Origin of the sequence: Bifidobacterium choerinum (assembly GCF_002761235.1) — a bacterium.
GTDB classification, from domain to species: domain Bacteria; phylum Actinomycetota; class Actinomycetes; order Actinomycetales; family Bifidobacteriaceae; genus Bifidobacterium; species Bifidobacterium choerinum.
In genome coordinates, this window is the sequence record NZ_CP018044.1 from 1,312,849 (window position 1) to 1,335,924 (window position 23,076).

At 64.7% G+C, this 23,076-nt stretch carries 28 protein-coding genes; 22 read left to right on the forward strand and 6 right to left on the reverse strand.

The annotated features are described in order from the left end of the window. Positions 1-29 precede the first annotated feature (29 nt). The 3 genes from BcFMB_RS05235 to BcFMB_RS05245 all read left to right on the forward strand — a co-directional run bounded on the left by BcFMB_RS05235 (position 30) and on the right by BcFMB_RS05245 (position 2,782). On the forward strand, positions 30-725 hold the full coding sequence (locus BcFMB_RS05235) for a pseudouridine synthase (RefSeq protein WP_029675245.1): 696 nt from the start codon (positions 30-32) through the stop codon (positions 723-725). Positions 726-854: 129 nt separating this feature from the next. Then, positions 855-1,259, forward strand: coding sequence for a hypothetical protein (locus BcFMB_RS05240; protein WP_099721217.1), 405 nt, complete (start codon positions 855-857; stop codon positions 1,257-1,259). Between the two features lie 143 nt (positions 1,260-1,402). Continuing rightward, positions 1,403-2,782, forward strand: a complete 1,380-nt coding sequence (locus tag BcFMB_RS05245; protein ID WP_029675243.1) for an ABC transporter substrate-binding protein — start codon at positions 1,403-1,405, stop codon at positions 2,780-2,782. A 10-nt stretch (positions 2,783-2,792) separates the two neighbouring features. On the opposite strand, the gene BcFMB_RS05250 is transcribed toward BcFMB_RS05245, so the two are convergent. Then, the gene (locus BcFMB_RS05250; protein ID WP_024540281.1) at positions 2,793-3,554 is read right to left on the reverse strand and encodes a type III pantothenate kinase; all 762 of its coding nucleotides are present in this window, start codon (positions 3,552-3,554) and stop codon (positions 2,793-2,795) included. A gap of 165 nt (positions 3,555-3,719) precedes the next feature. On the opposite strand from BcFMB_RS05250, the gene BcFMB_RS05255 reads away from it, so the two are divergent. The 8 genes from BcFMB_RS05255 (at position 3,720) to BcFMB_RS05285 (ending at position 11,978) form a co-directional block, all read left to right on the forward strand. Continuing rightward, positions 3,720-5,390 (forward strand): ABC transporter substrate-binding protein, encoded by a 1,671-nt coding sequence (locus tag BcFMB_RS05255; RefSeq protein WP_099721218.1) that lies wholly within the window; start codon positions 3,720-3,722, stop codon positions 5,388-5,390. Between the two features lie 65 nt (positions 5,391-5,455). Then, positions 5,456-6,418 (forward strand): ABC transporter permease, encoded by a 963-nt coding sequence (locus tag BcFMB_RS05260; protein ID WP_099721219.1) that lies wholly within the window; start codon positions 5,456-5,458, stop codon positions 6,416-6,418. A gap of 82 nt (positions 6,419-6,500) precedes the next feature. Continuing rightward, the gene (locus BcFMB_RS05265; RefSeq protein WP_099721729.1) at positions 6,501-7,343 is read left to right on the forward strand and encodes an ABC transporter permease; all 843 of its coding nucleotides are present in this window, start codon (positions 6,501-6,503) and stop codon (positions 7,341-7,343) included. Then, positions 7,324-8,202 carry an ABC transporter ATP-binding protein gene (locus BcFMB_RS05270; RefSeq protein WP_099721220.1) on the forward strand — a complete coding sequence of 293 codons (879 nt, stop codon included), beginning with the start codon at positions 7,324-7,326 and terminating at the stop codon, positions 8,200-8,202. The genes BcFMB_RS05265 and BcFMB_RS05270 overlap by 20 nt, the downstream gene beginning before the upstream one ends. Continuing rightward, positions 8,202-9,065, forward strand: a complete 864-nt coding sequence (locus BcFMB_RS05275) for an ABC transporter ATP-binding protein (protein WP_099721221.1) — start codon at positions 8,202-8,204, stop codon at positions 9,063-9,065. Before BcFMB_RS05270 ends, BcFMB_RS05275 begins: the two co-directional genes overlap by 1 nt. A 445-nt stretch (positions 9,066-9,510) precedes the next feature. After that, positions 9,511-10,527, forward strand: a complete 1,017-nt coding sequence (locus BcFMB_RS05280; protein WP_418214990.1) for a pyridoxal-phosphate dependent enzyme — start codon at positions 9,511-9,513, stop codon at positions 10,525-10,527. A 59-nt stretch (positions 10,528-10,586) separates the two neighbouring features. Next, positions 10,587-10,727, forward strand: coding sequence for a hypothetical protein (locus tag BcFMB_RS09545; RefSeq protein ID WP_157775123.1), 141 nt, complete (start codon positions 10,587-10,589; stop codon positions 10,725-10,727). A gap of 66 nt (positions 10,728-10,793) precedes the next feature. Then, a complete protein-coding gene (locus tag BcFMB_RS05285) occupies positions 10,794-11,978 on the forward strand; it encodes a cystathionine gamma-synthase (protein WP_024540710.1) in 1,185 nt (394 codons plus the stop codon). Positions 11,979-11,998: 20 nt separating this feature from the next. Here BcFMB_RS05285 and BcFMB_RS05290 read toward each other — a convergent pair whose 3' ends face one another. Beyond that, positions 11,999-12,535: a hypothetical protein gene (locus BcFMB_RS05290; RefSeq protein WP_099721222.1), complete on the reverse strand. Its 537-nt coding sequence runs from the start codon at positions 12,533-12,535 to the stop codon at positions 11,999-12,001. A gap of 181 nt (positions 12,536-12,716) precedes the next feature. Next, positions 12,717-14,654 (reverse strand): DNA helicase RecQ, encoded by a 1,938-nt coding sequence (gene recQ, locus BcFMB_RS05295; protein ID WP_099721223.1) that lies wholly within the window; start codon positions 14,652-14,654, stop codon positions 12,717-12,719. Between the two features lie 247 nt (positions 14,655-14,901). On the opposite strand from recQ, the gene BcFMB_RS05300 reads away from it, so the two are divergent. Continuing rightward, on the forward strand, positions 14,902-16,080 hold the full coding sequence (locus BcFMB_RS05300) for an ATP-binding protein (protein ID WP_099721224.1): 1,179 nt from the start codon (positions 14,902-14,904) through the stop codon (positions 16,078-16,080). Between the two features lie 185 nt (positions 16,081-16,265). Here the strand turns inward: BcFMB_RS05300 and BcFMB_RS05305 are convergent, their stop codons facing one another. Beyond that, positions 16,266-16,832: a GNAT family N-acetyltransferase gene (locus BcFMB_RS05305; RefSeq protein ID WP_099721225.1), complete on the reverse strand. Its 567-nt coding sequence runs from the start codon at positions 16,830-16,832 to the stop codon at positions 16,266-16,268. A 458-nt stretch (positions 16,833-17,290) separates the two neighbouring features. Between BcFMB_RS05305 and BcFMB_RS09965 the strand changes: the two genes are divergently transcribed. The 3 genes from BcFMB_RS09965 to BcFMB_RS05315 all read left to right on the forward strand — a co-directional run bounded on the left by BcFMB_RS09965 (position 17,291) and on the right by BcFMB_RS05315 (position 18,994). Then, positions 17,291-17,413 carry a hypothetical protein gene (locus BcFMB_RS09965; RefSeq protein WP_257790231.1) on the forward strand — a complete coding sequence of 41 codons (123 nt, stop codon included), beginning with the start codon at positions 17,291-17,293 and terminating at the stop codon, positions 17,411-17,413. A gap of 327 nt (positions 17,414-17,740) precedes the next feature. Beyond that, positions 17,741-18,187 carry a GNAT family N-acetyltransferase gene (locus tag BcFMB_RS05310; protein WP_157775126.1) on the forward strand — a complete coding sequence of 149 codons (447 nt, stop codon included), beginning with the start codon at positions 17,741-17,743 and terminating at the stop codon, positions 18,185-18,187. A 48-nt stretch (positions 18,188-18,235) separates the two neighbouring features. Beyond that, positions 18,236-18,994 carry a DNA alkylation repair protein gene (locus BcFMB_RS05315; protein WP_099721227.1) on the forward strand — a complete coding sequence of 253 codons (759 nt, stop codon included), beginning with the start codon at positions 18,236-18,238 and terminating at the stop codon, positions 18,992-18,994. Here the strand turns inward: BcFMB_RS05315 and BcFMB_RS05320 are convergent. Then, positions 18,979-19,437: a manganese efflux pump MntP gene (locus tag BcFMB_RS05320; protein WP_157775129.1), complete on the reverse strand. Its 459-nt coding sequence runs from the start codon at positions 19,435-19,437 to the stop codon at positions 18,979-18,981. The genes BcFMB_RS05315 and BcFMB_RS05320 overlap by 16 nt on opposite strands. On the opposite strand from BcFMB_RS05320, the gene BcFMB_RS09700 reads away from it, so the two are divergent. The 6 genes from BcFMB_RS09700 to BcFMB_RS09835 all read left to right on the forward strand — a co-directional run bounded on the left by BcFMB_RS09700 (position 19,390) and on the right by BcFMB_RS09835 (position 21,558). Then, on the forward strand, positions 19,390-19,653 hold the full coding sequence (locus BcFMB_RS09700) for a hypothetical protein (protein ID WP_162174550.1): 264 nt from the start codon (positions 19,390-19,392) through the stop codon (positions 19,651-19,653). The genes BcFMB_RS05320 and BcFMB_RS09700 overlap by 48 nt on opposite strands. A 122-nt stretch (positions 19,654-19,775) precedes the next feature. After that, the gene (locus BcFMB_RS09705) at positions 19,776-19,916 is read left to right on the forward strand and encodes a hypothetical protein (RefSeq protein WP_198405462.1); all 141 of its coding nucleotides are present in this window, start codon (positions 19,776-19,778) and stop codon (positions 19,914-19,916) included. An 18-nt stretch (positions 19,917-19,934) separates the two neighbouring features. After that, on the forward strand, positions 19,935-20,159 hold the full coding sequence (locus BcFMB_RS05325) for a hypothetical protein (RefSeq protein ID WP_232513749.1): 225 nt from the start codon (positions 19,935-19,937) through the stop codon (positions 20,157-20,159). Between the two features lie 283 nt (positions 20,160-20,442). Then, positions 20,443-20,976 carry a helix-turn-helix domain-containing protein gene (locus tag BcFMB_RS05330; RefSeq protein WP_232513750.1) on the forward strand — a complete coding sequence of 178 codons (534 nt, stop codon included), beginning with the start codon at positions 20,443-20,445 and terminating at the stop codon, positions 20,974-20,976. A 16-nt stretch (positions 20,977-20,992) separates the two neighbouring features. Further along, complete coding sequence (locus BcFMB_RS09830; RefSeq protein ID WP_232513751.1) at positions 20,993-21,301, forward strand: PIN domain-containing protein; 309 nt, start codon at positions 20,993-20,995, stop codon at positions 21,299-21,301. Next, a complete protein-coding gene (locus BcFMB_RS09835; RefSeq protein WP_232513752.1) occupies positions 21,298-21,558 on the forward strand; it encodes a VapC50 family PIN domain-containing toxin in 261 nt (86 codons plus the stop codon). The genes BcFMB_RS09830 and BcFMB_RS09835 overlap by 4 nt, the downstream gene beginning before the upstream one ends. A 238-nt stretch (positions 21,559-21,796) precedes the next feature. Here the strand turns inward: BcFMB_RS09835 and BcFMB_RS05340 are convergent, their stop codons facing one another. Next, a complete protein-coding gene (locus BcFMB_RS05340; protein ID WP_232513753.1) occupies positions 21,797-22,210 on the reverse strand; it encodes a hypothetical protein in 414 nt (137 codons plus the stop codon). Positions 22,211-22,649: 439 nt separating this feature from the next. On the opposite strand from BcFMB_RS05340, the gene BcFMB_RS05345 reads away from it, so the two are divergent. Next, a complete protein-coding gene (locus tag BcFMB_RS05345) occupies positions 22,650-23,066 on the forward strand; it encodes a (deoxy)nucleoside triphosphate pyrophosphohydrolase (protein WP_099721732.1) in 417 nt (138 codons plus the stop codon). Positions 23,067-23,076: the final 10 nt, after the last annotated feature.

Here is a 23,076-nt window from a genome sequence, read left to right on the forward strand (position 1 = left end):
TCGTCGATGAGCCCGACATCCCCTTCGCGATGCCGGTGCTGCACGAGGACGCGGCGATCATCGTCATCGACAAGCCGCATTTCCTCGCGACGATGCCGCGCGGCATGTGGTATCGGCAGACGGCGCTGATGCGGCTGCGCGCACAGTACGACGACCCGGACATCACGCCCGCCCACCGGCTCGACCGGGCGACGGCGGGCGTGCTCGTCTTCGTGCGCGACCCGGCGGCGCGCGGCGCCTACCAGACGATGTTCCAGGAGCGGCGTGCCGTGAAGACCTACGAATGCGCGGCGCCGCTGCGTCCGGCGTCGAGGCCCCGCACCGGCACCGTGCGCCGCCTCGAGCCGCCGCGCCCGTTCCCGCTCGAACGCCGTTCGCGCATCGTCAAGACGCGCGGCGTGCTGCAGGCGTGCGAGACGCCCGGCATCGTCAACGCCGAAACGTACATCGAACGCGCGCAGTCGCTTGGACACGCTGCTGACGGCACGCCGATCGCCCGCTACGTGCTGCGACCGCGCACCGGCAAGACGCATCAGCTGCGCGTGCACATGAACGCGCTCGGGCTGCCGATCGTCGGTGACGACCTCTATCCGGCGATCGAGGAACGCGCGTCGGACGACTTCTCCCGCCCGCTCGAACTCGTCGCGCGCCGCCTCGAGTTCGCCGATCCGCTGAGCGGCGAACGTCGCGTCTTCACGTCGCAGGTCCCGCTGCTGCACGGGTGACGCGGCGCGTGTCGGTCGTCGGTCGGCTGTTTTTGATCGTCGATTGTTCACGGATCGCTTGTGCAGGTAGCGCAAAACAGTTCCGCGGCTGCCCGGATTTGCTACAACGGTAGTGACCAAGGAGCAGACATGGGATATGCAATCACGATGTGCGTCGTCGCGCTCGCGGCCTTCGCGGCGATCGCCTACGTGCTCGGACGCGACGACGGCGAACGCGAGGAGCGCTACTTCGCCGGCATCGACGCGGACAAGCAGGACGAGCTCTACCGCACGCCGATCATCTACGACGACGACAAGCGCAGCAGCTGGCATCAGAAGGGAATCGTCAACCACATCGATCCGAAATCGGACGGCACCGCCGACGTGCGGATCCTGTGGTACAACGCCCATCCGAGCAAGACGGCGCGCAAGACCGAGACCGGCGTGGACAAGGTCAGCGTCCCGCAGCAGCGTCTCGCCTCGAACGGCGTCAAGGAAGGCGACATCGTGCGCATCGCCGTGCGCCCCGGCGAAGACGTCAGCATCGATATCTGACACATGGGCGGCCGTCGTCATGCAGCCGTCTGCGGGCGGCTGTACGACGACGGCCGATAGCGCACATCGGCTATATTGAAACGGTGCAGTTTTTCCGCTTTGCGAAGATCCGCTTTCCGAGGACCGTCGGCGCGCGCCGACGGCTGACGCGTGCGCTCGCGGCGCTCCTCGCGCTCGCCGGCGCCGTGTCCGCGGCCGGCTGCGGACACGGCGACACGCGCACGCAGATCAGCGTGTGGTCGTGGGAGCCGAGCATGGCCGCGCTCATCCGGGGATTCGAGAAGGACAACCCGGACATCCACGTCACGCAGATCGGCACCGCCGACTATGCGAAGCTCAACTCGGCGATCCAGGACGGCTACGGCACGCCGGACGTCGTGCAGCTCGAATACTTCGCGCTGCCGCAGTACGCGGTCAGCGGACAACTGCGCGACCTGACCGACCGTACGAAGGGGTACGGCGATTTCTACACGCCCGGCTCGTGGGCGTCGGTGCAGTTGGCGGGCCGTGTCTACGGCGTGCCGATGGATTCGGGCCCGATGGCCTTCTTCTACAACGAGGACGTGTTCCGTCAGGCCGGCGTCGACGCGACGAAGATCCGCAGCTGGGACGACTACCGCGAGGCCGCCGTGAAGCTCAAGAGGATCGGCGTGTCGATCGCCGCCGACGCCGGCGACGCGAGCTTCTACAATGCGATGATCTGGCTCGCCGGCGGCACGCCCTACCATACGAGCCCGGATGGCAAGGACGTTTCGATCACGCTCGATACCGACGCCGGCACGCAGGCCTTCACCGAGTTCTGGCAGCGGATGATCGACGACGACCTCGTCGACACGACGCTCGTCACCTGGTCGGACCGTTGGAAGCAGGCGCTCGGCTCGGGCAGGGTTGCATCGGTCTTCGCCGGCGCATGGATGCCGTCGCTGCTGCTCGCCGATGTGCCCGGCACGGCCGGCCTGTGGCGCGTCGCGCAAATGCCGACGCGAGACGGCAAGGCGACGAACGCCGAGAACGGAGGATCCGCGCTCGGCGTGCTCAATTCGAGCCGCAAACCCGACGCTGCGTTCCGGCTCGTCGACTACGTATGCCACAGCCGCGCCGGCATCCGCACGCGCGTCGACGGCGGCTCGTTCCCCGCCGACAATGCGACGCTCGGCAGCGAGGCCTTCCTCGACAAGACGACCGTCACCGACGCGCGTGGCATCGACGTGCCGTATTTCGGCGGCCAGAAGTTCAACCGCGTGCTCGCGCAGGCGGCGGGACGCGTGAGCACGCGTTTCAGTTACCTGCCCTTCGAGGTGTATGCGCGCGCCGACTTCCGTGCGACCGTTGGCACCGCGTACACGTGGGCGAACGAGGCGGAACGCTACAACGACGCGATACGCCGCCTGCAGGAGGGGCTCGTTGACGTCAAGGACCTGCCGGAGAAGCCCGGAGCGAAGGTCACGCTGCGCGACGGCATCGCGCTGTGGCAGTCCGACCTCAAGGAGTACGGCGCCAACCAGGGCTTCACGATGCGCTGAGCCGCGCGGCTCACACGTTGCGGCGCCAGATCGCGAACATGCCTTTGAAGATGAGGTCGGGGTCGACGACGTCGATCATCGGCGTCTCGATGACGCGCGCGAGTCCGCCGGTGGCGATGACGCGGAAGTCGTCGTCGATCTCGCGGTGGAACTGCGTGATGATCCGTTCGATGCCACCGAGGAAATCGTAGTAGAGGCCCGCCTGGATCGCGCTCGTCGTATTCTTCGCGAGGATCGTCGTCGGCCGCGCGATCTGCACCTCCGGCAGCTGCGCCGTCGCCGAGGCGAGCGCCTCCGAGGCCGTGCGGATGCCGGTCGTCACGAGGCCGCAGGTGATCGTGCCGTGCGCGTCGACGTAGTTGTACGTCGTCGCCGTGCCCATGTCGATGACGAGGACGCGGCCGCCGTAGGTCGCGTACGCGCCCGCGCAGTCGGCGAGGCAGTCGGCGCCGAGCGAACGCGGATCGTCGATCCGGATGTTCATGCCCGTCCTGATGCCGGGGCCGACGACGATTGGGTCGACGTCGAGGAACTTGATGATGCTCGACGTGAACGAATGCATGACCTTTGGCACGACGGAGGCGATGATGACGTCGTCAACGTCGGCCGGCTTGAGCTTGTTGAGCGCGAGGAACTGCAGCAGCATCAGGCCGTACTCGTCCGACGTGTGGTTCGCCTTTGTCGTGACGCGGTAGGTGCCGAAGATCCGTTCGTCGTCGTCGACGAATCCCATGACGATGTTCGTGTTGCCGATATCGACCGCGATCAGCATATGCGCTCCTTTGCTTGGTGATGACGCCGCGCCTGGCACGGCAGATATGGACCGTCCTCTACAATAACGCGTGGTGGCCGACCCATCGAGGCGGCCAACCGCCCGCCGCGTGCCGACTGCACCCGTAAGCGGGGAACCCGACCAACGAAAACGAAAGACCAGAAGATGGCATCACCAGATGGTGCGCACGGCGAGGCCGGCGCAACCGAGAACCAGCACAGCAACCAGCAGCCGCAGCAGGCGGACACGAACACTTCGATGACGACGGATGCGTCGCTCGCCGCGAAGTCGAAGCGGCCGGGCGGCCCGCGTAAGGCGGCGCCGTGGATCGGCGTCGTCCTCGTCCTCGTCGTCCTCGTCGCCGTGATCTTCGGCGTGCGCGCCGCCAACTCGCGCGGCGGCGGCAAGGCCGACGACGGCGCCGCGAAGAGCGTCACGATCGGCCTCAAGCTCGCGCCGACGAACCTCGACATCCGCAACACGGCCGGCTCGAGCCTCGACCAGATCCTCATCGGCAACGTCTACGAGGGACTCGTCGCGCGCGACAGCGAGAACAAGGTCGTCCCCGCGCTCGCCGAACGCTGGGAGGTCTCCGACGACGGCCTCAAGTACACGTTCCATCTGCGCGACGGCGCCACGTTCTCGAACGGCGACGCGCTGACGGCCGAGGACGTCGTCTGGTCGCTCGACGAGCTCGTCTCCAAGCAGTACCACGACGCCGACTCGCTCAAGAACCTCGAGACGATCGGCGCGAGCGGCGACGACACCGTCGTCATCACATTGTCACAGCCGTATTCGCAGCTGCTGTGGGCGCTCACCGGACGTGCCGGGCTCGTCTTCGACAAGGACGCGAAGTACGTCGCGAAGACGCAGGCCGTCGGCTCCGGCCCGTACCTCGTCAAGGACTTCAAGCCGAACACGATGATCACGCTCGAGGAAAACCCGACGTACTGGGGCGCCAAGCCGAAGACGCCGACCATCGTCGTGCGCTACTACGCCGACGACAACGCGGCCGTCAACGCGCTCAGGTCCGGCGAGGTGCAGGTGCTCGCGCCGATCAGCGCGCAGCTGGCCGAACCGTTCAGGAAGGACACGGCCAAATACGTCGTCAAGACCGGCGAAGGCACCGACAAGTACGTGCTCGGCATGAACAACGCGGCCGGCAGGCCGACGGCCGACAAGAAGGTGCGCCAGGCGATCCGCTACGCGATCGACCACGACCAGCTCATCGCGGCACGCGGCGGCGTCGACAAGGCGCTCGGCGGCCCGATCCCGTCGCTCGACCCCGGCTACGAGGACCTGACGAAGCTGTACCCGCACGACGCGGCCAAGGCGGAAGCGCTGCTCAAGGAGGCCGGCTACACGAAGGACCATCCGCTCAAGCTCACGCTCACCTACGCGAACACCTACGGCAGCGAGATCGGCGACCAGCTGCGCTCGCAGCTCAAGGAGGTCGGCATCGACCTCAAGGTCAACGTCGTCGAGTTCTCGACATGGCTGCAGGACGTGTACACCGACAAGGACTACGACCTCTCGCTCGTCGACCACAACGAAAGCCACGACTTCACGCAGTGGTCGAACCCCGACTACTACTACGGCTACGACAACAAGGACGTCCAGAAGCTCACCGACGAGGCGCTGCACGCGACCGACGACGCGACGCGCGACGAGAAGCTCGCGAAGGCCGCGCGCATCGTCAGCGAGGACGCGGCCGCCGACTGGTTGCTCAACTACCGCATCACGACGGCGATGGACAAGGGCGTGACCGGCTTCCCGCTCAACATGAACCAGACGTATCTGCCGCTGTGGAACGTCGCCTACACGCCGGCGAAGTGACGCCGTGCGCCGACTGATTTCCGATGATCCCCGATGATCCCCGATGACTGAAGGCTAACCCGCCGATGCTCAAGTACCTCGCACGCCGCTGCGCGCTGTTCGCGCTCGCGCTGTTCGTCGTCTCCGTCGTCGTGTTCCTTGCACTGCGCGTGCTGCCGGGCGACCTCGCGACGATCATGGCGGGACTCAACTCGCCACCCGAACGCGTCGCCGCGCTGCGCGCCGAACTCGGACTCGACCGTCCGCTCGTCGCCCAGTACGGCGCGTGGATCGCGGGACTCGCGCACGGCGACTTCGGCACGACGATGCTCACCGGGCAGCCGGTCGCGTCCGTCGTCGGCGCACGCGCGCAGATCACGTTCCCGCTCATCGTGCTGGGTCTGCTGATCGCGCTCGTGCTCGGCGTGCCGCTCGGCTGCGCGTCGGTGATGGCGAAATCCGCGCGCGCCCGCGGCCTCTACCAGGCGGTCGCGATCGTCGGCGGTGCCGTGCCGGCGTTGTGGGCGGGGCTCGTGCTCATCCTGCTGTTCGGGCGCGGCACCGGCCTGCTGCCGATCCTGCCGGCCTCCGGATTCCCGCAGGACGGCTGGTCCAGCCCCGGGCGTGCGTTCGCCGCGCTCGTGCTGCCGGCGGTCACCGTCGGCGTCATCGTCGGCGCGTCGATCATGCGTTACACGCGTTCGGCGCTGCAGTCGGTCGCCTCGACCGGCGCGATCGAGATGGCGATGGCCTGTGGCATGACGCGCCGACGCGCGCTCACGCACGTCGGTCTGCGGCTGGCGATGCCGCAGCTTGTCTCCGTCGTCGGACTGACCTTCGCCGAGATGATCACCGGCGTCATGGTCATCGAGAACCTGTTCGCGCTGCCCGGCATCGGCTCTGGGCTCGTCGACGACCTGACGCACCGCGACCTGATCGCCGTGCAGAGCGAACTGTTCATGCTCGCGGCGTTCTTCCTCGTCATCGGCCTGCTCATCGACCTGACGCACCGCGCGCTCGACCCGAGATTGGGGCAGGACGATGAATGACAGTCAACACGCATCCTCTGCGGCCGCGCACGGCGTCGTCGAGTGCGGCCGGCTGCGGCGCGCCGGCGTCGTCGTCGCGTCGATGTGGGCGCGCGGCACCGGCCGCTTCGCGCTCGTCACGCTCGGCCTGTGGATCCTCGTCTCGCTTGTCTCGCTCTTCTGGACGCCGCGTTCGCTGTGGGAGACGAACGGCTACGCCGTCTGGGCGAAGCCGTCCGCCGACCATTGGCTCGGCACCGACGGCGTCGGCGCCGACGTCTTCAGCTGGCTGATGGCCGGTTCGCGCACTGACCTCGTCATCGTCGCGCTCACCGTCCTCGTCGCGCTCGCGATCGGGCTGCTGCTCGTCGCCGCGATGACGTCGCGCGCCGCCGCGCTCGCGCACGGCTCGGTCGTGCTCATCGACGCGCTGATCTCGATTCCGACGGTGCTCATCGCGCTGATGCTCGCCGTGCCGCTCGGCGCGTCGGTCGCCGTCATCGTGCTCGCCTGCGGCTTCGGCTACGGCCTCAACCTCGCGCGCGTCGCGCGCCCGTCGGCGATGCTCGCCGCGCGCAGCATGTACGTCGAATCGGCGCGTGCGGACGGCGCAAGCGCGATGCGCGTCTTCGCCACGCACATCGTGCCGAACGTCATGCCGACGCTCGTCGTGCAGTGCTCGCTGTCGGCGGGCACGGCCGTCCTCGCCGAGGCCGGATTGACGTACCTCGGCGTCGGCGTGCCGTCGGGTGTGCCCAGCTGGGGGCATTCGCTGAGCACGTCGGTGCGTTTCATCAACATCTATCCGTTGACGGTGCTGTGGCCGGGCCTGCTCGTGACCGTCGTCGTCGTGGCGCTCAACCTCTTCGGCGACGCGCTGCGTGAGGCCGCCGACCCACTCACCAACCCGAGATTGCGAGGTGACGATGGGCGTCGTCGTCGATGATCTGCGGGTCGCGATCGCATCGCGGCCGATCCTGCACGGCGTGTATCTCGAGGTGCGCGACGGGCAGCGCGTGGGGCTCGTCGGACCTTCCGGTTCGGGCAAGTCGATGATCTCGCGCGCGATCATGGGACTGCTGCCGCCGACGGCCGAGCGCAGCGGCTCGATTGAACTCGGCGGCCGCCAGCTCGTCGGGCTGCCGGACGTCGAGATGGCTGCGCTGCGCGGTGCCGCCGTCGGCATGGTCTTCCAGAATCCGGGAACGTCGCTCAACCCGCTGCTCACCGTCGGCAGGCAGATCGCGCTGCCGCTCGCGCTGCACTACGAGCTGACGGCCGACGAACGCGAAGCGCGCGTGCGCGCGATGATGCGCAAGGTCGGGCTGCCCGCCGATCTGTACGGCAGGCGGCCGCATGAACTGTCCGGCGGCCAGCAGCAGCGCGTCGGCATCGCGACGGCGCTCATCACGTCGCCGCGGCTGATCATCGCCGACGAACCGACGACGGCGCTCGATTCGATGACGCAGCGGCAGATCGTCGACCTGCTCGTCTCGCTCGTCGACGAGGCCGGCGCGGCGCTGCTGTTCATCACGCACGATTTCTCGGTACTCGCGCGCGCCACGCGCTACTGCTATGTGCTCGACGCCGGGCGCATCGTCGAACAGGGGCGCACGCAGGCGCTGCTCGACGATCCGCATACGCCGCAGGCGCGCACGCTCGTCGGGGCGGCGCGTCGGCTGACATTGCACGTCGGCGATTCGCACGCGCGGGAGACGGCGGTCATGAGGGAAACGACTGTAGCGGAGACGACTACGGAGGAGACGGTCGTGGAGACTTCGACGACGGGAACGGAGGAGCGGTGATGAACGGGACGGATGGGAGGACCACGGCGGCTGCGACGACCGTATCCACCGCGACCTCCGTTGCGGACGCGCCGACGCTGCTCGAAGGCATCGGCATCCATAAGAGCTTCGGCAAGGGCAGGCGGCGGCACGAGGTGCTGCACGGCTGCTCGATCCGGGTGCACGAGGGCGAATGCGTCGCCGTCATCGGGGGTTCGGGTTCGGGAAAATCGACGTTGACGCGGATCCTGCTCGGGCTCGAGGCGCCCGACGTGGGCGACGTGCGCTTCGACGGCGAGCCGATCGCATCGGCCGACGGGAGGCATCGGCTGCGGCGGGCGTCGGGAATCGTCTATCAGGATCCGTTCTCGTCGCTCGACCCCAGATGGACGGCGTTCCAATCGGTGAGCGAACCGCTGCGGCTGCGTGCGCACGACAGGGGCGATGGCGGGAAACACGATGTGAAACATTCCGATGATGGGTTCGTCGCACGTGTATGCGAAGCGCTGCGCCTCGTGGCGCTCGATCCGCAGGAGTTCCTCGACCGCTATCCGATCGACATGTCCGGCGGGCAGGCGCAGCGCGTCGCGATCGCGCGCGCGATCGTCACCGGGCCGCGGCTGCTGCTCGCCGACGAGGCGATGAGCGCAATCGACGTCGCCGCGCGCCTGCAGATCCTCGACGCCTTCGCCGCGGTGCGCGCACGCGACCCGCGCATGGGGATGCTGCTCGTCTCGCACGACCTCGGCGTCGTGCAGTCGATCGCCGACACGATCGTCGTGCTCCACGACGGCGTCGTCGTCGAACAGGGGTGCGTTGCCGCCGTGTTCGGCGACCCGCAGGTCCCGTACACGCGCGAGCTCGTCGCCGCGGCGACGCTGTGAGCGGCCGGCTCATGGGCGACGGCGTTCAATATATGGACGCCGTATTTTTTGATTGTCGGTGTGGCGTTATATTCTTGCAACCATGATCAATCGCTCATGTTGTTGTTGTCGCTGACCGACGCCTCCGGCGCGCGGGTATCGACGCATAACTTGAGACAGCAGAATCATTCATCGGGGTCATTCATCAGTACGAATCGACGCCAATATCTGATACTTCATCTGCGAAACCCAATGATTCCAAGCCTTTTCGGTCGTAGTCATCACGACTTCGACGAGAGGGAAACAGCGGAATCCATCGGTGTCTCCTAACGAAAAACTGTGCGTAATACGGTTCCAATGCGAGCATGTGGCGTCTCGAAAACCGCTGACCGAACATGAACAATCGCGTCGGCGAAGCAAACAAACAGACCACAGACCAGAACAATCGAACGCCGAAGGAACCATCATGCTGCAGGACACCATCGCCGAGAACATCGGCAACACGCCGATCGTCAAGCTCCACCACGTCACCGAGGGCGTGCGCGCCACAATCGCCGTCAAGGTCGAATACTTCAATCCGGGCGGCTCGTCGAAGGACCGCATCGCCGAACGCATCATCGACGCCGCCGAACGCGACGGCAGGCTCAAGCCGGGCGGCGTCATCGTCGAGCCGACCTCCGGCAACACCGGCGTCGGCCTCGCGCTCGTCGCCCAGCAGCGCGGCTACCGCGCGATCTTCGTGCTGCCGGACAAGGTCAGCGAGACGAAGCGCGCCGTGCTGCGCGCCTACGGCGCCGAGGTCGTCGTGACGCCGACCGACGTCGCGCCGGACGATCCGCGCTCCTACTACCGCGTCTCCGATCGCCTCGCGCAGCAGATCCCGGGCGCGTTCAAGCCGAACCAGTACTTCAATCCGGCCGGACCGCGCAGCCACTACGAGACGACCGGCCCGGAGATCTGGAAGCAGACCGACCATCAAGTCACGCATTTCGTCGCCGGCATCGGCACCGGCGGCACGATCTCCGGCACCGGCAACTACCTCAAGGACGTCTCCGACGGCGCCGTCACCGTCATCGGCGCCGACCCGGAAGGCTCGATCTACTCGAATCCGGACAACATCCACGGCTACAACATCGAAGGCGTCGGCGAGGACTTCATGCCCGGCGCCTACGACCAGCACATCGCCGACGAGATCGTGCAGATCACCGACTCCGAGGCGTTCCTGATGACGCGCCGCCTCGCCGCCGAGGAGGGGCTGCTTGTCGGCGGCTCGAGCGGCATGGCCGTCGCCGCCGCCGTCAAATACGCAAAGGAGCATGACCTCGACGAGACGCAGACCGTTGTCGTGCTGCTGCCCGATTCCGGCCGCGGCTACCTCGAGAAGATCTTCAACGATGACTGGATGATCGACCACGGCTACGCGGACGTCGTCGCCGCGACGGCGCGCCCGTCGATCGTCGACGAGGCGCTGCTGCAGATCTGAACGCGGCACATCACGACGGATACGACGGATACGACGGATACGACAGAGGAGACGGACCTATGAAGCACGACACGATACACACGGCGCGCACGACGACGAGGACGGCCGGCGGCACGACCTTCATCATCCACCACGCGCCGCTGCGCGGGCACGGCAGCGGCAGCGTCACGAGCTACATCGCGAGGCCGCGCCGCGCTTGAACGCGCGCATGAATCGCCGAATCATCAATCATCAATCGCAGAGCATCCAAAGGAACAACAGCACCCATGAGCAACTTCGACGTCAACGAAACCACGACTTACGGCACCGCGACGCGCGGCATCCACGCCGGACAGGAGCCTGACCCGATCACCGGCGCCGTCTCCACGCCGATCTACATGACCTCGACATTCAAGCAGGACGGCGTCGGCGGACTGCGCCACGGCTACGACTACAGCCGCTCCGTCAACCCGACGCGCGACTCGTTCACCGAACAGCTCGCCGCCGTCGAAGGCGCAAGGCACGCGGTCGCGTTCTCTTCCGGACTCGCCGCGATCGACGTGCTGCTGCGTTCGACGCTCAAGCCGGGCGACGCGATCCTCATCGGCAACGACGTCTACGGCGGCACCTACCGACTGCTCGCGAAGGTCTTCGTGCCGTGGGGCGTCGAACTCGACGTCGTCGACATCACCGACCCGGCCGCCGTCAACACGGCGCTCGCGCGCAAGTCGTACCGCTACATCTGGGTGGAGACGCCGTCGAACCCGCTGCTGAACATCACCGACATCGCATTGACGGCGTCGCTCGCGCACGAGCACGGCACGCGCGTCGTCGTCGACAACACCTTCGCGTCGCCGATCCTGCAGCATCCGCTCACCGACGGCGCCGACGCCGTCGTCTACTCGACGACGAAGTACATCGGCGGGCATTCGGACGTCGTCGGCGGCGCCGTCGTCACGAACGACGACGAGCTCGCGCAGCGGGTCATGTTCCTGCAGAACGCGGCCGGCGCCGTGCCGTCGCCCTTCGATTCGTGGCTCGACATCCGCGGGCTCAAGACTCTCGACCTGCGCGTGCGCAAGCACAGCGAGAACGCGATGACGATCGCGCATTGGCTCGAAGGGCACGCCGGCGTGGAGCGCGTCTGGTATCCGGGGCTCGAATCACATCCGGGCCACGAGGTCGCCGAACGGCAGATGCACGGCGGCTTCGGCGGCATGATCTCGGTCGAGATCACCGGCGGCAAGGAGGCGGCGGAGCGTTTCGCCGCCTCGACGCGGCTGTTCACGCTCGCCGAATCGCTCGGCGGCGTCGAATCGCTCATCGAGGTGCCGGCCGCGATGACGCACATGTCCGTTTCGGGCACGGCGCTCGAGGTGCCGGCGAACCTCGTGCGCCTGTCCGTCGGTATCGAGGACGTCGACGACCTCATCGGCGACCTCGAAGGCGCCTTCGAAGCGCTGGGGAAGTAGCGGGCGGGTTTTCCGGTTCCTCATGTGGCCATCGCGGCACCCGTGGCGCAATCCGCCTCGGTCTGCTGCGAAACGGCGTACGGGACGACGCCGTCCGACATCGGCGGCGTCGTCCCGGTGAGCGCCCAACTGAGCGCGAGGGACGATGCGAGGACGGCGGCGACGACGCCGATTGCGATCTTCGCGCCGGATCCGTGCCGTTCGGGTTGCTTCGGCATCGAAAAATACGGGAACGAGCCGTACCGGTCGTAGGGACGGTCGTAGGGGCCGTACGGACCACGCTGCGGTCTGGGGCCTCGGTCGTGCGGCGACTGTCCGGGGCGGTATCCGTATCCGGAACCGGAGCCGGCCGTCGGATACGGGAACGGCGACTGCGTCGTGCCGAGATTCGGCTGGGCGTCTCCGGCGCCGTTCGCGCCCGTGCCGCCCTGACCGGGACAGCCGTACGGATCGGCCGGTCTGCCGTATTGGCCGAAGGACGGCCCTTGCGAATACGGATGTGGATGATCGGAGTCGCCGAACGGTGGTCCGTATGACGGGTCGTCGCCGTAGCCCATGATGTTCTCCTTCTCTGTTTCCTCGGTTCCAGGGCGGCCTTGTCCCGACCATTCCATCGCACCGGCGCTGGACGTTCCCCAGACGCCCCACTGTAGCAGCGACCATGGCGCCCGCGGCCATCGTGTCCGCATCGCAACAAGCGGCGGTGAGACGGGCGCGGACCGGGGAGACAGGGAAGCGTCACTCCTCGAAGTCGGCGATCGCCTGCATGAAGCGCTCGCCGTACTTGCTGAGCTTCGACGCGCCGACGCCGCTGACCTCGAGGAACTCGTCGTCGGTGTGCGGACGGCGCGTCGCCATGTCGCGAAGGGACCGGTCCGAGAACACGATGTACGGCGGCTTGCCGATCTCGCGCGCGATGTCGAGACGCAGCCCGCGCAGGCGTTCGAACAATGCCTCGTCGGTGCCGCCGTGCCCGCCGCCGAAGGTCGTCGGCTCGAGCGCCGGATTCGACTGCCGCGCCGGACGCACCGGCTTCGGTCGCGTGATGCTCTTCATCTCGTAGTGGAACGCCGGGTCGATCGTCTCGGCCGCGCGGGCGCCGAACATGACGATCGGCAGCCGCCCCTCGGTGATCGTCAGGAACCCGTCCGACACCATCTGGTTGAGCACATCGCGCACCGTCGACTGCGACACGTCGGCGAGCCTGCCGAAGGTCGGCACATGGTCGAGGCCGCGATCGAGCACGTCCTTCGCCTGCGAGCCGCGCAGCACGGCGACGATCTTGCCGCTGCCGTACGACTGTCCCAGATCGTGCACGCACATGCTGATCGTGCGCGCGATGCGCGAGACGTCGGTCGTCGAGAACGTGCTGTCGCAGTTCACGCACCCGCCGACGCAGTGCGCGCCGGCCGGCATCTCGCCGTCCTCGCCGAAGTAGCGCGTCATATAGCGGTGCAGGCATTCGGTCGTGCGGCAGTAGCCGACCATCGCGTCGAGCAGATGGCGTTTCCAGCGGCGCACTTGCTCCTGCTCGTCCTCGGTGAGGCGCTCGTTGGCGCCGCCGTTGTCGAGCAGCCGGCGCCGCGTGACGATGTCCGACTCGTTCCACAGCAGCGTGCAGCGGCTCGGCTCGCCGTCGCGGCCGGCGCGTCCCGCCTCCTGGTAGTAGGCCTCGATGCTCTCCGGCATGTTGTGGTGGATGACGTAGCGCACGTTCGATTTATCGATGCCCATGCCGAACGCGTTCGTCGCGACGACGAGCGGCACAGCGTCGGTCACGAAGTCGCGTTGCGCGCGCTCGCGCTGCGCCGGCGGCAGTCCCGCATGGTAGGCGACGGCGATTGGGGAGGGCGAGGGCGTCGCGGCGTCGGATGCGGCGCGCAGCTGCGGGACGAGCGTGTTGATTGTCTCGGCGAGTTCCTCTGTCTGTTTTCTTGTCGCGCAGTAGATGATGCCGGATTCGTCAGCGTGGTCGGCCACGTAGCGCGCAATCCAGTTCGCCTTGTCGCGCGTGCCGAGTTTGAGGATGTCGAAGTACAGGTTCGTGCGGTCGAAGCCGGTGACGACGACCTCCGGGTCGCGCAGGCCGAGCATGCTGATGATGTCGCGGCGCACGCGCTCAGTGGCGGTCGCGGTGAATGCGGCGACGGTGGGGCGGTCGGGCAGCGCGTTGATGAAGTCGCCGATGCCGAGGTACGACGAGCGGAAGTCCTGACCCCATTGGGAGACGCAGTGCGCTTCGTCGACGGCGACGAGCGCGATGTCCGCGTGCGTCGCGAAGTTCATGAACCGCTGTGTTTCCAGTCGTTCGGGCGCCACGTACAGCAGGCGGACGCGGCCGGCGTTCACGGCGGCGAAGACGTCCTCCTGTTCGTCGATCGACTGCGAGCCGTTGATGAAGGCAGCCGGGATGCCGATTTCGTTCGCGCCGTCCACCTGGTCCTTCATCAGCGAGATCAGCGGGGAGATGACGATCGTCAGGCCGTGCAGCAGCAGCGACGGGATCTGGTAGCACAATGATTTGCCGGAGCCGGTCGGCATGACGCCGAGCACGTCGCGTCCTTCGAGGATGGCGTGGATGAGCGCGCCCTGCCCGGGGCGGAAATCCTCATAGCCGAAGTACCTGCGCAATGTCGCGAGCGCCTGCGCGTCGAGTTCCTCCTGCGAAATCGTCATAACGCACCAGTGTAACCGGCGGGCGCCGTTTGGCCCAGATGCGCGCGTGTGGTGCAATCGGGAGATGGCTGGGCGGTGGTTGGGCGGTGGTTGGGCGGTATGCGCAGGCGATCTTCGTATGCGATCCGGAAGGTGGCGTTTATGTAATTTGGTAGGTAGAGGTTATGTAATTCGATAGGTAGAGTTTATGCAATTTGGATGGTAGCATGTATGTAATCTGATAGGTAGCGTGAGGGAAGGTTGGAACATGGCTGATCGGCGCATCATTGAACGTGATCTGCAATCGGTGCTGGAGGAGCGGGCGCGCGCCTATCCCGTGGTGACGCTGACCGGCCCCAGGCAAAGCGGCAAGTCCACGCTCGTGCGTGCGACGTTCCCGGACTACGAGTACGTCTCGCTCGAGGACGTCGATATGCGGGAGCTGGCCGCGGACGATCCGCGCGCATTCCTCGATCGGTTCCCGACACATGCCATATTCGACGAGGTGCAGCGCGTGCCGCAGCTGTTCTCCTACATGCAGCGGGTGGTCGATGAGCGCAATGAGCCCGGTCAGTTCATCCTGTCCGGCTCCCAGAACTTCCTGCTGCTCAACAACATCTCGCAGTCCCTGGCCGGCCGCGTCGCCGTGCTGCATCTGCTGCCGTTGTCCTACCGCGAGCTCGCACAGGCGGATATGGCGGCCGGTCCGTCCGCATTCACCTTCGAGGGCGGCTATCCGCGGCTGTATTCCTCCCTTGCCGCACCCGCCGATTTCTTCCCCAACTACATCGCCACCTATCTGGACCGGGACGTCCGGTCCGAACTGGGGGTTCGCCGCATCAGCGCGTTCAATACGTTCCTCACGTTGTGCGCGATGCGTGTGGGAGAGGTGCTGACGCTTTCCCATCTCGCCGACGAGGCGGATGTTGCGGCGAGCACCGCGCGCGACTGGCTTTCGGTGCTGGAGGCCAGCTTCATCGCGTTTCCGCTGCGGCCCTACCATCGCAACTACGGTAAGCGGCTGATTAAATCCCCGAAATTGTATTTCTACGATTCGGGGCTTGCCGCGAACCTGCTCGGTCTGGAATCCGCTGACGAACTGACCGCAAGCCAAAGCCGAGGCGCGCTGTTCGAGAACACCGTCGTGACGGAGATTATCAAGCAGTATCAGGCACTGGGCAAGGAGCCGCGTCTGTACTACTGGCGCGACAGCAACCAGCAGGAGGCCGATCTCATCATCGAGCGCGGCGGCCGGCCGCATTATGTCATCGAGATCAAGTCCTCGTCCACCTACCGCCCGAAGCATTTCGAAACGTTGACGAACATCGCTGATCTGATGGAGGTCCCCGTCGAACGCCGGTTCCTCGTCTATGGCGGCGTCGAGGCGATGGAGACGCGTCACGGCAATGTGATCGGCCTTCCCGACCTGCATCGGCTCGTGGATTAATGCGGTCGCGTGACATGCCGGCGTAACCGGAGCGGGGCGCCGATGCGATGGCCTTATGCGATCCGGCAGGCAGAGGTTATGTAATTCGATAGGTAGGGGTTATGTAATCTGGTAAGTGGACCTTATGTAATTTGGATGTTAGGGGCGGCAAACCCTTACTGGCGCTTGGTTTTGCCGCCTGTGCGTCAACATGCCTGAAGTTCCTGCCAGCGGGCGCGCATCATCCGGTTCGCATGGGTCGTGCGCGTTTCGTGCAGCAGCGGCACCGGCGTATCCGGTATGACGTGCACGGGCTCGAAACCGATCTTCTGTTGGGCTCGTGCCGATTTCACGTTGCCTTCGTAGTATGCGCACCAGGTCGCGGCCAGATCCAGATCCTCGAAGCCGTGCCGCAGCAGTTCGCAGGCCGCTTCGGGGACATAGCCGTTGCCCCAGAACGGCTCGCCGATCCAGAATCCCATTTCCGCCTGCGTCGTGTCGTTGGCCGGGAAGAGATCGGAGCCGCCGGCGAGCTTGAGCGAGATCGCGCCGATCGCCGTGTCCGGATCTTCGGCGAGCGTGATCGCATAGTCCTCGGGGCCGTTGAACACGTTGCGGATCACATCAAGGCTTTCCTCGACGCTCTGGTGCGCCGGCCATCCGGCGGCCGGACCGATGTTCGGGTTCTTCGCGTATTCGTACAGCGCCGCCGCGTCCGAATCGCGCCAAGGTCGCAGTATCAGCCGTTGCGTCGTGAGTTGCTGCTTCGTCATGACGCCCAAGCATAGCGTCGGAGGGGCATTTCCCTCATCCGCGGCACCTATCTCGGCTGGGCGGTAGCTTTTTCCGTGGGGAGTCCAAGTAGAGGGCCTCAAAACGGCTTCTCCTCGGGAGCCATGCTTGGCGATATGCGGAAAAACGTTACCTCCCAGCCGAGATACGAGCCGATGTGTGCTGCCGACACCCGTCTGGGGCCGCCATGGTCCGTCCGAGGCCGCATTGTGACCTCGTTATCCGCGCCGAAACTCTGCCGTCCACGCCCGGTGTTCGTCCATCTGTGCCTGTCATCGCCCCATCATCCTCCGGCATCATCCTCAAGGCTGAGGGAGCGTCGCGTCGCCTGCAGGATTCATCCCGCAGTCCGATGTGACGGACCGCGCCGACGCCGTATCTTGTAACCATCAAGCAACAAGAACGACGCACCAAGCGCCACGGACGAAAGGACAAGACGATGAGCTTCCTCAACATGATCTTCGGTTTCGACCACACGACCGCCGGCGTCCCGACGACGTCGATGAACTCGGCGGCCACCGTCTCCGTGATGAGCGAGATCGCGGAACGTCAGGCGAAGTGATGCTCTCCACGCATCGCATACCGCGTACGCCACACCACCGCACACTGCACAGACGGATCCCAACTCCGCAAAAGGGCGCCGGCAACGAAGCCGGCGCCCTTTTCCGTGTTGTCCTCCATGATTGATTTCAGGACTCCGCCTTCCAGAATCCTATTCCGAGGAACCTTCGACGCGATTCCTATCCGTCTTTCCGTCTGTGATCCGCTCTCATGTCGAGCATCCGTCCGTGCATCGCACTTGATTCCGTTATCTTGAGATTCGGGGCGAATCCCCGAGGCAATGGCACAAAGCACACATTCATGTGCGCCCGTCGACGAACGGAGAGAAATGCGACTGACGATCCAGCAAGACACGCTGACCCCCGAACTGTTCCTGACGCTGTACCGATCCATCGGCTGGGACGCACCCGGCGTCGAGCAGGTGCGCGTCGCGCTCGCCAACTCGACCGCCACCTTCACTGCCTACGCCGACCCGGAAGCCGAAACCGAAGTCGCCCCCGAGCCGGTCGGCATGGTCCGGCTGATCGGTGACGGCGGCATGTCCTTCTACATCAAGGATTTCGCCGTAGTCTCGTCCATGCAGTCCCAAGGCGTCGGTGCCGCGCTGATCGGCGCGCTCGAACGCCATGTGCACGACCTGATCGAACCCGGCTGGGCGGTGAGCCTCGAACTCATCTCCTCGAAAGAGGCGGTGGAATTCTACGAGCGGCACGGTTTCGAGCAGCGTCCCAACGACTGGGACGGCCCCGGCATGTTCAAGATGATCCGCGCATAGCCGCACGCTTCCGCGCATCGCCCATCCGTTCCCGATAAGGAGCCATCGATGTCCCCGACGATCCCTCCGACGTCTCCTGACGGCGCGGCGTCCGTCCGCGAGCAGCTGGAATCCCTTGCCGATCCCGGATACAAGGCCTTCAATGCAAAGCTCGTCCCGACCGTCGATCCCGCCACGATGATCGGCATCCGCGTGCCGCGGCTGCGCGCGCTCGCGAAGCAGCTGCGCCGCGGCGGCAGACGCACCCTCGAGGAGTTCCTCGCCGACCTTCCGCACCGCTATTTCGAGGAGAACATGCTGCACGCGATCCTGATCGGCGACGTGTACCCGTCGATCGAGCAGACGATCGCCGCGCTGTCGCGGTTCCTGCCATATACGGACAACTGGGCCGTCACCGACACGATCCGCGTCCCGATCCACTTTGACGCCGACGCGCGGACATGGCTCGACCAACTCGCGCGATGGATGCGTGACGACCATGCCTACACGGTCCGTTACGCCGTCGTGGCGCTGATGGCCGATTTCCTTGACGACCGTTTCGATCCCATGCAACTGCGGCTCGTCGAGGTCATTCGTTCCGACGACTACTACGTGAACATGGCGCGCGCATGGTACTTCGCGACCGCGCTCGCCAAGCAGTGGGGGAGCGCGCTGCCGCTGATCGAGCAGCGGCGTCTGGATCCGTGGACCCACAATAAGACGATCCAGAAGGCCTGCGAATCCTACCGCGTATCCGCTGGACACAAGACGATGCTGCGCTCGCTGCGCATCCCGCAACGGCCGCCGCGCACTCAGAGCACCTTGTAGTACTGCAGCAGCTCGAACAGACCGAGCAGGATCAGGATCGCGCCGCCCTTCGACCCGATCTTGTGCCCGATCCTGTGCCCCGCGAACATCGCCGGAACGGTGATCGCCAACGACACGAGCGCCGCCGACAGCGCCGCCCACCAGATGACGAGCCTGTGCCCGAGTGCGAGCGATACGTCGACGGCGAGCGCGTCGAGGCTCATCGTCAGCGCCAACACGCTCATCGAACGCACGTCCATCTTCGCGAGCAGATCCTGCTGCTTGGCGTCGTCGCCGTCGTTGGAGAAGGCCTCGCGCACCATGTTGGCGCCGATGAGCATGAGCAGTCCGTCGGCGATCCACTCGGTGACGCGCTCGACCCTTTCGAGAACAGGCTTGCGCCGCAGAATCCGATGATGAGCATGACACCCTGGAACACGGCGAAATATGCGCCGGTGATCCACGGATCGCGCCGCCGCATGTCCTTGACCTGCGCGCCCTTGACGGTGCCGACCGCGAGTTCGTCCAGCGAGACGCTGACGCCGATGAGCAGATACTTCAGGAATTCCACGATGCTCCTCCAAGCCGGTGCCGCCCGTCATTTGCCGATTGCTACAGCCAGCCTAACCATTTCGCCGTCCTCCGCCGCGCGCTGCGCTCGCCGCGTATCCGCCGACTGATTCCGCGGACCAAGATGGGTGGGGCGCGGCCATGGCGTCCGCTGCTACGGTGTGACGGACGGAACCGTTGCCGTTCCTCCGACCGATGCCGACCGATACGACCGATATGACGAGGAGCGACGATGACCCAGCACACCGCCGATGCCGATATGACGAAGCCGACCGTAAGCGACGCCGCGCGCGATGACGCCGCATGCGACAACCGAACCTGCGACTGCGGGCGCCGCGCCGACGCCGGCCGCGTCTGCCCGGTCAAGCCATGAATCCGGCGCCACCGCACCGTGCTGCTCGTGTGCCTCGGCGTGTTCGGTCTGGTACTGCTGCTTATGCTCGGCAACCGCAAGACCGTGCTGAACGTGGCGAACCAGCCGTCGCAGGCCGGCGGCAACAACGCGAAGGTGGTCGTGATCGACAACCACGGCTTCTCGATGTTCCAGTGGATCTTCATCGGCAACGGCTCGGGCAACAGCGGCAACTCGGGCTGCGCACATCCGGGTCGAGCGTAAGCGTTTTCTGCCGTATCTGCGCTGAGGCGGAGCATTTTCTCCGATATGGCCAAGTATCGCCTGCATAAACCGCATGATTCTGATGCGATCTGAGGCCGATATCCGGCGTCCCCCGAGAAAATGCTCCGCTTCAGCGCAGATATGGCAGAAGGAAGTGTCAGCTGATGCGTTGTTAGTGGTATGACCACGCCGATGTTTTCGAATATTGCGAATATTCTGTTAGACTGATGATGCAAGAAGTTCAAGTAGATGCATTTGTTGCAGCGCCGCGGGAAGGAGTTCGATGATGGCCAAACGCAGTATGTCGCAAGGTGGTGTGGCTTACATGCCTCCAACCGAGCCCGAGGCGCGGCGCAGAACGCGCGATGTTGGTGAGGCGCTTTCGCAATCGCGTTCACTGGGCGATTCCACAAATCGTGATTTTGAAGATATCGCCGCACAGCGTGATTTTCCCCTCCCGCTGCTCAAGATTCCCGGCGAGGGGGACCGTCCTCTGACGCCCGAACTCGCACGAATTCTGTTGCGTGTCGCTGAGTTGCTGTCGGATGGAAAGGCCGTCTATATGGTCGAGTACGACACTCAACTCACGACTCAGGAGGCTGCCGATTTGTTGGGCGTCTCTCGGCCCACGCTGGTGAAGCTGCTTGAGGATGGCCATATTCCCTTCACCAAGGTCGGGCGTCATCGTCGTGTCATGCTGGATGATCTGCAGAAGTATGCCGCTCAGAGGCATCAAGAGCATATCGCTATGTTTGATGAGCTGGCCGCCGATGAGGATCCATCGCTTACCCTTGACAATCCGTTGATCCGACATTGAGAGGAGACAGCGAAGCATGGGATTCCCTGTCTTTTTCGACACCTGCACCTTATATGGCGAAATGGTGAATGACGTGATTCTACGGTTGGCAGAAGAACTGTTGTTCGTGCCATATTGGTCCAGTGGTGTATTGGAAGAGCTGGAGAGGAATCTCGCACCGCGTATCGGGGAAGGGCGGGCCAAGAAGCGCATAGATGCTATGTGTTCCGCCTTTCCCGACGCGACTGTGACCGGTTATGACGCTTTGATTGAAGATATGACCTGTGACGATAAGGACCGGCATGTATTGGCTGCAGCTCCTATTCGCCGGCGGAAACGTTGGTGACCTTCAATCTCAAGGATTTCCCGTCGCAGTCGGTTCAAGATGTCGGTGTTGAGCTGAGGCATCCTGATGACTTCTTGCAGGATGTGCTCGATCTGGATCCTGGAAGGGTCAGCAGGGCATGTTATGCGGCACTGCTGAGCAACCGTTTATATCCGCAAACTCCTGTAGATTATGCGGATATGCTCAGCAGGAGCGCGCTACCGAATTTCGCAAATAGTTTATTGCCTTTGTTGGAAACACTGCACGAGTCTTGCTGATCTCGTGCGGTACGGAAGCCGTTGTGCCTTTGCTTCCGTTAACCTGAACGCCAACAGGTCCAATGTTCAGAATGAGCGTCGATTCTGAACATTGGCGGCATCTGTGTTCGGAATGAGGCGTCACGATGAACATAGAGGCCGACTGTGTTCATCCATGCGAGCGCAGATTTCGCCTTTGTCCACCAATACATCGGTCGATGCGTTCAACGTGACGTGGCAATGATGCCGAACGAAAACCTCACGTTTTTGATTCACCGACCAGTTCCGCGATGCGCTCCGTCAACACCTTCGGCGCCATGAGCGTATACAGGTCCCGTGAGGATTCGTCGATGACCGCCGGCGCGAACATTGGCGTCAACGCGTCGGCGCCGCGCCATTCGGTCAAGGCGCGGTACAACGACGATTCGCACGGGATTCGCGAGACCGTATAGCCGCCATCCTCGAGCGCCCATGCGACCTCCGTATGTTCGTCGTCGTCCAGTTCATCCTTGCCCGGATAGAGCTTGCTCTCCATGAGTTCGAAGAGCACGTCGAGCAGCGTGACATGCTCGGTGCGTGCGCCCTCGTCGATCGTGCGTGCGACGAGCCGCGGATCGATCCGCTCGGGCGACGAGATCCGTTCGCGCCGCATCCGGTGTCCATGCGATTCCATGCCGGCATCGTAAACCGTGATCCTGTCATCCGTATTCGCGGATGCGTGACGCCGCCATGCATCCATGCCATGCATTACGCATTACTTATCCTTGTGCGCATATGCCGTGTTCCGATGTCGCCCGCTTGGCGCGCGCATATATCGCTTTTCCATCTGAACTCCTGATATATGCGACGACGTTCCTTGCGCGCGCCGACCGGCATCGACGAGGCCGTGCGATTGTGTCCGACGACGTGCATTCATGCGCGTATACGACTGATCGATTGTGCCATGTTGTTCGATTTCCTCCGATGCGCAGGGGAGTGCCGGCGCACTCCGACACATAGCTCGATCGTTCGCTCGAAAAGCCGAGTTATGCGACTGCGGACTCTTCAAAGGCACGACACCAAGGATCCGCGTTGTATCCTGGATCCAACCATTGTTCGTGAAAAGGGGATATATGACGGCTGATGAACCCAATGAGCCGAAACTGATCCGCGTGGTTGGCGCGGCGATCGTCAAGGACGGCAAAGTGCTGTGCGCGCAAAGAGGCGCCGGGAAATCGCTCGCCGGATACTGGGAGTTTCCCGGAGGCAAGATCGAAGCCGAAGAGACGCCGCGGCAGGCGCTCAGGCGCGAGATCGAAGAGGAGCTGCTGTGTGAGATCGACGTCGATAAGGAGATCTGCACAAGCGATTACCTCTACGATTTCGGTCGAGTGGAGCTGACGACGTTCCTGTGCCATCTGATCGAAGGCACGCCGGTGCTGACCGAACATGAACGCATCGAATGGATGAATCCGGCCGGCATGCCGCAGCTCGATTGGGCGCCGGTCGATCACGACGCCGTGGAGCGTATCGCGAAAATGACGTTGTGACCGCATGGGC